The 7,599-nt window shown below is 73.3% G+C and carries 10 protein-coding genes and 1 riboswitch; of the genes, 5 read left to right on the forward strand and 5 right to left on the reverse strand.

Translation table 11 applies throughout. The annotated features are described in order from the left end of the window. Positions 1-889: MBL fold metallo-hydrolase (locus tag IE249_RS10750; protein ID WP_229858049.1), on the reverse strand; the 889-nt coding region annotated here is incomplete at its 3' end. Positions 890-993: 104 nt separating this feature from the next. Here IE249_RS10750 and IE249_RS10755 point away from each other — a divergent pair. The 3 genes from IE249_RS10755 (at position 994) to IE249_RS10765 (ending at position 3,635) form a co-directional block, all read left to right on the forward strand. Continuing rightward, positions 994-1,611, forward strand: a complete 618-nt coding sequence (locus IE249_RS10755) for a carboxymuconolactone decarboxylase family protein (protein ID WP_308434324.1) — start codon at positions 994-996, stop codon at positions 1,609-1,611. Positions 1,612-1,725: 114 nt separating this feature from the next. After that, entirely contained in the window at positions 1,726-2,931 is a 1,206-nt protein-coding gene (locus tag IE249_RS10760; protein WP_189704532.1) for a Glu/Leu/Phe/Val dehydrogenase dimerization domain-containing protein, read from the forward strand. Between the two features lie 80 nt (positions 2,932-3,011). Next, positions 3,012-3,635 (forward strand): TetR/AcrR family transcriptional regulator, encoded by a 624-nt coding sequence (locus IE249_RS10765; RefSeq protein ID WP_189704533.1) that lies wholly within the window; start codon positions 3,012-3,014, stop codon positions 3,633-3,635. A gap of 87 nt (positions 3,636-3,722) precedes the next feature. Here IE249_RS10765 and IE249_RS10770 read toward each other — a convergent pair whose 3' ends face one another. Both IE249_RS10770 and IE249_RS10775 read right to left on the reverse strand, forming a co-directional pair. Beyond that, positions 3,723-4,508, reverse strand: a complete 786-nt coding sequence (locus tag IE249_RS10770; protein ID WP_189704576.1) for an SGNH/GDSL hydrolase family protein — start codon at positions 4,506-4,508, stop codon at positions 3,723-3,725. A 160-nt stretch (positions 4,509-4,668) separates the two neighbouring features. Then, the gene (locus tag IE249_RS10775; RefSeq protein WP_189704534.1) at positions 4,669-5,574 is read right to left on the reverse strand and encodes a M23 family metallopeptidase; all 906 of its coding nucleotides are present in this window, start codon (positions 5,572-5,574) and stop codon (positions 4,669-4,671) included. A 4-nt stretch (positions 5,575-5,578) separates the two neighbouring features. After that, positions 5,579-5,736: riboswitch (cyclic di-AMP (ydaO/yuaA leader) on the reverse strand. A gap of 223 nt (positions 5,737-5,959) precedes the next feature. Here IE249_RS10775 and IE249_RS10780 point away from each other — a divergent pair. Both IE249_RS10780 and IE249_RS10785 read left to right on the forward strand, forming a co-directional pair. Then, positions 5,960-6,127: a hypothetical protein gene (locus IE249_RS10780; RefSeq protein WP_189704535.1), complete on the forward strand. Its 168-nt coding sequence runs from the start codon at positions 5,960-5,962 to the stop codon at positions 6,125-6,127. Positions 6,128-6,154: 27 nt separating this feature from the next. Then, positions 6,155-6,952 (forward strand): tyrosine-protein phosphatase, encoded by a 798-nt coding sequence (locus IE249_RS10785; RefSeq protein WP_189704536.1) that lies wholly within the window; start codon positions 6,155-6,157, stop codon positions 6,950-6,952. Between the two features lie 37 nt (positions 6,953-6,989). Here the strand turns inward: IE249_RS10785 and IE249_RS10790 are convergent, their stop codons facing one another. Next, a complete protein-coding gene (locus IE249_RS10790; RefSeq protein ID WP_189704537.1) occupies positions 6,990-7,109 on the reverse strand; it encodes a DUF6126 family protein in 120 nt (39 codons plus the stop codon). Beyond that, on the reverse strand, positions 7,106-7,599 hold a 494-nt coding region (locus tag IE249_RS10795; RefSeq protein WP_229858051.1), incomplete at its 5' end, for a helix-turn-helix domain-containing protein. The genes IE249_RS10790 and IE249_RS10795, both read right to left, overlap by 4 nt.

Consider the following 7,599-nt stretch of genomic DNA (forward strand, 5'->3'; position numbering starts at 1 on the left):
GGGCGCGCATGCCCTCCTCGGGGGTCATGTGGATGTCCGGCCAGTACTCGGAATAGGCGCCGAGCTGGATCATCGTGGCGTCGAAGGGGCCGTGGCCGGCGCCGATGTCCTTGAAGCCGTCGAAGTAGCCGGTGTCGCCGCTGTGGTAGACGCGGTGCTCCTCGCCGGCGACGGCCCAGGAGGCCCACAGTGTGTGCTGGGTGTTGCGCAGGCCGCGGCCGCAGAAGTGGCGGGCCGGGGTCGCGGTGAGGGTGAGGCCGCCGACCTCGGTCGACTCGTGCCAGTCCAGTTCACGCAGGCGGCCGGCGGACACGCCCCAGTGCTCCAGGTGGGCGCCGACGCCCAGAGGGACGGCGAACACCGTGTCGGTGCCGGCCAGCGCCTTGATGCTGGGCATGTCCAGGTGGTCGTAGTGGTCGTGGGAGATGACGACGACGTCGACCGGGCCGAGCGCGGCGAGCGGCAGCGGGACCGGGTGCAGCCGGCGGGGGCCGGCGAAGGGGAAGGGCGAGCAGCGCTCACCCCACACGGGGTCGAAGAGGACCCGGTGCCCGTCGATCTCCGCGAGGACGCTGGAGTGGCCCATCCAGGTCAGCCGCAGTCCGGTGGCCGGGGGCCCGGCCAGGTCCGCGTGCGTGGTCGCGTGCACCGGCACGGGGTCGCGCGGGGAACGGCGGGGGCGCTCCTCCTTGTCGAAGTACAGCTTGGCGAAGTCCCGCATCGAGCCGGAGGGCCGGGTCCGTGCTTCGCCCCCGGGGTTCTGGAAGACACCGTCCTTGAAGTGGGGCGAACGGCGGATGCGCTCCATGCGCTCCCCGGCGGGGTCCGCGCCGAAGGCCGCGGGCCGCAGGGCGCGCAGCCCGGGGATCGGTGGACGGGAACCGGCCACGGTACCTCCAGGGGAAGTCGGTCAGGCTTTCCATTATGGAGGGCCCCTGTGACAGCCCGATGTCACAGGGGCGCGATCGCGTCCGTCGTACCGGGTGAGAGTCCATGTGTCCGACGTACAAGCAGGAGGTGGCCGTCATGGCCCGCGTCTCGCTCTCCCCGCCCCGCACCCGCTTCCTCCGCCTGGTGGAGTGGTACAGCAAGCGCGCCTACGGCAAGGTCCTCGACCCGGCCAGGGCGCTCGCCCATCAGCCGCGCGTGCTCTGGAGCGACCTGCGCTTCGAGCAGTCGGTGGCGAAGTGGAACCGGCTCGACCCCGGTCTGAAGGCGCTCGCCGAGATGGCGACGGCGGCCGCGATCGGCTGCTCGTGGTGCATGGACTTCGGCTACTGGGTCAGCCGGGAGCGGGGGGTGGCGCCGCGCAAGGTGCAGGACGTGCCCGTGTGGCGGGACAGCGACGCGTACACGCCACTGGAGCGGGACGTCATGGCGTACGCCGAGGCCATGACCGCGACGCCGCCGGCCGTGGACGACGAACTCGTCGCCGGGCTCAGGGACCGGCTCGGCGAGCCGGCGCTGGTGGAGCTGACGGCGATGGTGGCGGTGGAGAATCTGCGCTCACGCATCAACTCCGCGCTGGGGCTGACCAGTCAGGGGTTCAAGGACCGGTGCGAACTGCCGGGCGCGGCGCCGGCGCCGGACGCGGCCGCCGCCCGGGAGTGACCGGCCGGCGTTGACAGCGGGGCGGCACCGTCCGGACACTGACCGTCTGCTTCACTGACCGTCGGTTCAGTATCCACCCGCCGGTTCGGTATCCGCCCCGCCCGAGGAGCCCGCGTGTCCGCCCCCCTGATGTCCCTCACCTGGACCGACCACGTCACCGGGCGCCAGGGCTTCCTGGTCGTGGACCGGCTGGTGCGCGGGGTGGCCAGCGGCGGTCTGCGCATGCGGCCCGGCTGCACCCTGGAGGAGGTCGCCGGGCTCGCCCGCGGGATGACCATGAAGGAGGCCCTGCACTACGACCCGGGCCTGCGCTACGTCCCGCTGGGCGGGGCCAAGGGCGGCATCGACTGCGATCCGCGCGAGCCGGGGGCGTACGGGCTGCTGGTGCGCTACCTGCGGGCGATGCGGCCGTACGTCGAGAGCTGCTGGACCACCGGGGAGGATCTGGGCCTCACCCAGGACCTGGTCGACCGGGCCGCCGCCGAGGCGGGGCTGGTCTCGTCCATCCAGGCCGTGTACCCCCTGCTCGACGACGAGGCCGCCGCCCGGCGGCGGCTCGCGGACGCGTTCGCCGTCGAGGTGGACGGGATCGGGCTGGACGAGCTCGCGGGCGGGTGCGGGGTGGCCGAGTCGGTGCTGACGGCCCTGGACCGGGCCGGGGCGCCCCACGCGGGCACCCGGGTCGCCGTACAGGGGCTGGGCACCATGGGCGGGGCGACGGCCCGGTTCCTCGCGCGCGCGGGCCTGGTGGTCGTGGCCGTCGCCGACATCAAGGGCACGATCGTGAACCCGGCCGGACTCGACGTCGAGGCGCTGCTCGCGGCCCGCGACTCCCACGGCACCGTCGACCGCGCGGTGCTGCGCCGCGGGGACCGTGAACTGCCGGGCGAGGCCTGGCTGTCCGCGGACGCGGAGGTGCTGGTGCCGGCCGCCGTGTCGTACGCGATCGACACCGCGAACCAGCAGCGGATCACCGCCCGCTGGATCGTGGAGGCGGCCAACATGCCCGTGCTGCCCGCGGCGGAGGGGCTGCTGGCCGCGCGCGGGGTGACCGTGCTGCCGGACGTCGTCGTCAACTCCGCGACCAACGCCTGGTGGTGGTGGACGCTGTTCGGGGACGTCGGCGCCGACGCGCAGGAGGCGTTCGCGCACATACGGCGCTCGATGCGCGCGCTGGTCGGGCAGGTGCTGACCCGCGCGGAGGCCGACGGCACGAGCCCCCGTGCCGCCGCGCACGCCCTGGCCGCCGACCGGCTGCCGGTGATCGCGGAGCGCTTCGGCTGGTACGGCGACGACACGCGGCGGGCCCCGGTGGCCTGAGCGGCCCGCCCCGCGCGGGTGCCCGCGACTGTGGCCAGGTCCCGCCTTGTCCCGGTGCCGGGAGCGATTAGGGTGATCGCGTGGCGAGAGTGCGGTTGAGCGTGGCGGAGCGGCGGGAGGAACTGCTGCGGGCAGCCATCGAGCAGATCGAGGCGCGGGGTGTGGCCGCGGTGCGGATCGCCGACGTGGCCTCGGCGCTCGGCGTGAGCAACGCGCTGGTGCTCTACCACTTCTCCACCAAGGAGAAGCTGGTCGCCGCCGCGTTCACCCATGCCGCCGAGGGCGATCTCGCCCGGCTGCGCAAGCTGCTCGGCCGCCGTACGACGGCGCTGCGGCGGCTGCGGTCCGCGGTGCGCTGGTACGCCCCGACCGGTACGGCCAAGGGCTGGCGGCTGTGGATCGAGGGCTGGGCGGCGGCGCTGCGCGAGCCGGCGCTGCGGGAGGTCGCGATCGGGCTCGACCGTCAGTGGAAGGCGGCCATCACCGAGGTGCTGGCCGAGGGCGTGGCGGCGGGCGAGTTCCGCTGCCCGGACCCGGCCGGCGCCGCCCTGCGCCTGACGGCGCTCCTCGACGGCCTCGCCGTGCAGATGACCTCCTACGACGGCGCCGTCTCCCGCGCCCGCGCCCAGCAATGGGTGGACGAGGCCCTGGCCCGGGAACTGAACCTGCCTCTGGACGAGTTGGTACCGGCAGCCGCCCGCTGAGACCCACCCGGCCGGGTCCCCGCGCGGGGAAACCCGACGGCCCGCGCCCCCGAGGGGAGGCGGGCCGGGTCGCCGAGGCGATGCGGGTCAGGCCACGGAGCCGATGCGGGTCCTGATGTCGGCCGGGGACAGGGTGCCCTTGGCCGTCACGTGGTCGCCCGAGGATTCCCCGCGGAGCCTGCGGCCGATCCAGGGCACCAGGAACTCCCGCGCCCAGTGGACGTCGTCGCGGCGGATCTCCAGGGTGCCGCGGGGCGGCAGCGGCGGCCAGGGCTGCTCCGGGTCGGCCGGGATCTCGAGGCCGAGGATCTGCCCGGCGCGCAGCGCCACGCGTGTGTGCCCCTCGGGCGACAGGTGCAGCCGGTCGTGGTCCCAGGCGCGCCGGTCCTGGACGGTCCGAAGGGACCACAGGTCGAGCACCGGGCAGCCGTAGCGGTCGGCGATGGCGCGCACATGACCGTTGTAGGTGGCGATCTTGCCGCGCAGGTGCTTGAGCACGGGCACGCCCCGGGTGTCGAAACCGGTGGTCACCATGACGGTGCCGGCGACGGCGGCGAGGCGGGCCACGGCCTTCTCGAAGCGCTCGGCCACGTCGTCCGGGTCGGTGCCCGGGCGGATGATGTCGTTACCGCCCGCACAGAAGGAGACCAGGTCCGGGGCGAGTTCGACGGCCCGCGGAACCTGGTCCGCCACGATCTGGTCGAGGAGCTTTCCGCGTACGGCGAGGTTGGTGTACCGGAAGTCGCCCTCGGGCCGCCGGTCGGCGAGCAGGACGGCGAACCGGTCGGCCCAGCCGACGAACGCCCCGTCCGGGCCGGGATCGCCCACGCCCTCGGTGAAGCTGTCCCCCACCGCCACGTACGACCCGATCACTGATCTGCTGTCACTCTTCGAATCGTCTGCCACGTCGGCCCATGATTCACCCTTCAATGTGACTTACGCGACCGTAGGAAGAGGTTGACGGGCGGTGAGAAAAGCCACTTCGATTCCCGCCCCACCTGGGAATACGCCGGATACGCCAGGGGGCGGGGGCTCAGACGGCGACGCCGTGCGAGCGGAGGTAGGCGACCGGGTCCACGTCCGAGCCGTAGTCGGGCGTGGTCCGGATCTCGAAGTGCAGGTGCGGTCCGGTCACGTTGCCGGTCGCGCCGGACAGGCCGACCTGCTGACCCTCCGTCACACTCTGCCCGGCCGAGACGGAGAGGGCGGAGAGGTGGCCGTACTGGGCGTAGTGGCCGTCGGCGAGCCGGATGACGACCTGGTTGCCGTAGGCGCCGCCCCAGCCCGCGGAGACGACGGTGCCGGCGCCGACGGCCTTGACCGGGGTGCCGGTGGGCACGACGAAGTCGACACCGGTGTGGTAGCCGCTGGACCACATGCTGCCCGCGACGTGGTAGCCGGTGCCGACGGCCGCGCCGCTGACCGGGAGGGTGAAGCCGGCGGTGCTCGCGGCGGAGCGGGGGGCCGCGGCCGGCTTCGCGGCGGAACCGGCGGTGGCCGGGCGCGCGGCGTCCGTGTGCCCGGGCGCGGCGGAGGACTCGGCCTTGGGCGCCTTCGTGGCGCCGGTCGTGGCGGCCGCGGCGCCGAGGCGCAGCTTCAGGCCCGGGTGGATCAGCGAGGGGTCGTCGCCGACCGCCTGCCGGTTGTCGGCGTAGAGCCTGTGCCAGCCGCCGCGGACGTGCTGCTCCTCGGCGATCTTCGAGAGGTAGTCGCCGGGGCGCACGGTGTAGGTCCGTACGCCCTCGTCTGCGGCCGCTCCCTTCCCGGAGGCCTGCGTGGCCTGGACGGCGCTGCGCGGGGCCGGCTTCGCGGGGGCGGCGTGCGCGCCGGCGGCCGACACGAGCGGGAGGGCGAGGGCGGCGCCACCGGTTCCGGCGGCGGCGATGGTGCGGGTCAGGCGCTGGGTCCTGGGACGGCGGTGCTTACCCTTCGCGGGCATGGCGGATTCCTCTCCGGCGCCTGCGAGGTGAGCTGTCGGGTTCGGGCTGGAGATGCCCGGCCGCGTTCGCCGCGGCTTCACCCCTGGCCTGTTCCGGGGGCCGGAACAGGCGGTGTTGCCTGTGGGTCCCCCGCTCCTGCCGTGCACGGGTGAGTGTGCGGGCACCGGACGGCGGCAGGATTAGGCGTCCGCCCGGATCGGTTGGGAACGTAAGCGACGGGGACGCGCGCGGACAAGCAGCCGGTTCCGGCGGCGGCCGCTCTTCCTTGATCCGGTCCCGGGATTCCCGGTCACCGTCGGTGAATCCGGCCGGGCTTTTCTTCGTCAATTCCCTGGACAGCGGCCGGGATTACGTGAGCATGACGGGCGACGTACGGTCACCGGTATGACGCTGCTCACGCCCCGCTTCCCGGAGTACTTCATTACCCTTCATTGCTCTGCATTTCCGAGCGAGTTGCCGGCAAAGCTGCAATACGGGCAGAAGACCCATACAACTCGTTGCCTCAGCAACCCATGCCGTATCGTCGGAGCGATCCCCGCCGACGAGCCGTGAAGGCGGGGCCGACAGGGAGGAGTTCCCGTGACGCAGCAGGTCCCGTCGACCGAGCCGGAGCTGGCCGGAGTGCGCAACTTCCGCGATGTGGGCGGGCTGCCGACCGTGGACGGACGCCGGGTGCGGCACGGCGTGCTCTTCCGCAGCGGCCACCTCGCGCACGCGACCGCCGAGGACGCGGCCTTCCTCGCCTCCCTGAACCTGCACACGATCTTCGACTTCCGCAACGCGGCGGACCGCAGGCTGGAGGGCCCGGACGTCGACCTGCCGGGCGTGCGGAACGTGAACCTGCCGCTGAGCGACCCGGCGGACGGCGCCGAGTTCTGGAAGATGGTCCGCGACGGCGACCTCGACCAGCTGCGCGCGATCCTCGCCGACGGCAAGGGCGCCGACCGGATGATCGCTTCCTACCGCATGATCATCAAGGAGCGCACCGCCGAGCACTCGCGGGTGCTGCACGCGATCGCCGAGGACAGCGTCCCGGCCCTGATGCACTGCGCCGCGGGCAAGGACCGCGCCGGCCTGTCGATCGCGGTCACGCTGCTCGCGGTCGGCGTGGAGCGCGAGGCGATCACCACCGACTACCTGGAGTCCAACGCCCGGCACCGCCGCTACAAGGTGCAGCGCAGCGGCAGCTCGGCCTCGGCCTACTCCCCCGAGGTCATGGAGCTGCTCAGCCCCCTCTTCGACGCGCGCGCCGAGTATCTGACGGCGGCCCTGGAGACGATCGAGGACACCTGGGGCGGCGTCGACGCCTATCTGGAGCGCGGACTGCGGCTCGCGCCCGAGACCCGGGAGCGGCTGCGCGACCGGCTGCTGGACTGAGCACCCCGCCGCGGAGCCCCGGTCCGCCCTGACTCCCCTACTTCGCGCCCACCTCGAACAGCAGCCATACGAACCCGGCGAAGAGGTGCCCGACGGCGATGTAGATGATGAGCCGGATCCACAGGGCGCGCGGGAACTTCTCTTCCATGTCGGTCATGGTGTTTCTCCGATGTGGGGGCCCAGGCACAGCGTGGCCGTGGGGCTCTGCAGCAGGGTGTGGACGAAGAGCAGCTCGAGCCCGTCCGGGTCCTCGGCGGCGATGCGGTGCGGGGTCAGCGAGTCGAAGTGCGCGCTGTCCCCCGGGGCGAGCAGGTGCACGGTGTCCCCGAGGCGCAGCCGCAGCCGCCCCTTGAGGACGTACAGCCACTCCTCGCCGGGATGCACCCGTACGATGTCGCCCTGGGAGCCGTGCGGGACGCGGACCCGCAGGGCCTGCATGCCACGTCCGGACGCGCCCGCCTGCCAGTAGGTCCAGCCGCCGGCGTGGGTGGGTTCCATGCCGGAGGCGCGTACGACCGCGTCCCGGCCGGTCACCGACTCGCCGAGGAGTTCGGAGACCGTCGTACCGTAGATGCGGGCGAGCGAGAGCAGCATCGGCAGCGAGGGCTGGCGCTGCCCCGTCTCCAGACGGGAGAGGTGGGCGGGCG

This window comes from Streptomyces anandii JCM 4720, from assembly GCF_014650655.1.
GTDB lineage: Bacteria > Actinomycetota > Actinomycetes > Streptomycetales > Streptomycetaceae > Streptomyces > Streptomyces anandii.

Bases quoted from the DNA above. Each gene is read 5' to 3' on its own strand.
- IE249_RS10775 (WP_189704534.1), bottom strand. From the start codon at position 5,574: ATGCCCGCGAAGGGTAAGCACCGCCGTCCCAGGACCCAGCGCCTGACC.
- IE249_RS10790 (WP_189704537.1), bottom strand. From the start codon at position 7,109: ATGACCGACATGGAAGAGAAGTTCCCGCGCGCCCTGTGGATCCGGCTC.
- IE249_RS10780 (WP_189704535.1), top strand. From the start codon at position 5,960: ATGACGCTGCTCACGCCCCGCTTCCCGGAGTACTTCATTACCCTTCAT.
- IE249_RS10755 (WP_308434324.1), top strand. From the start codon at position 994: ATGTGTCCGACGTACAAGCAGGAGGTGGCCGTCATGGCCCGCGTCTCG.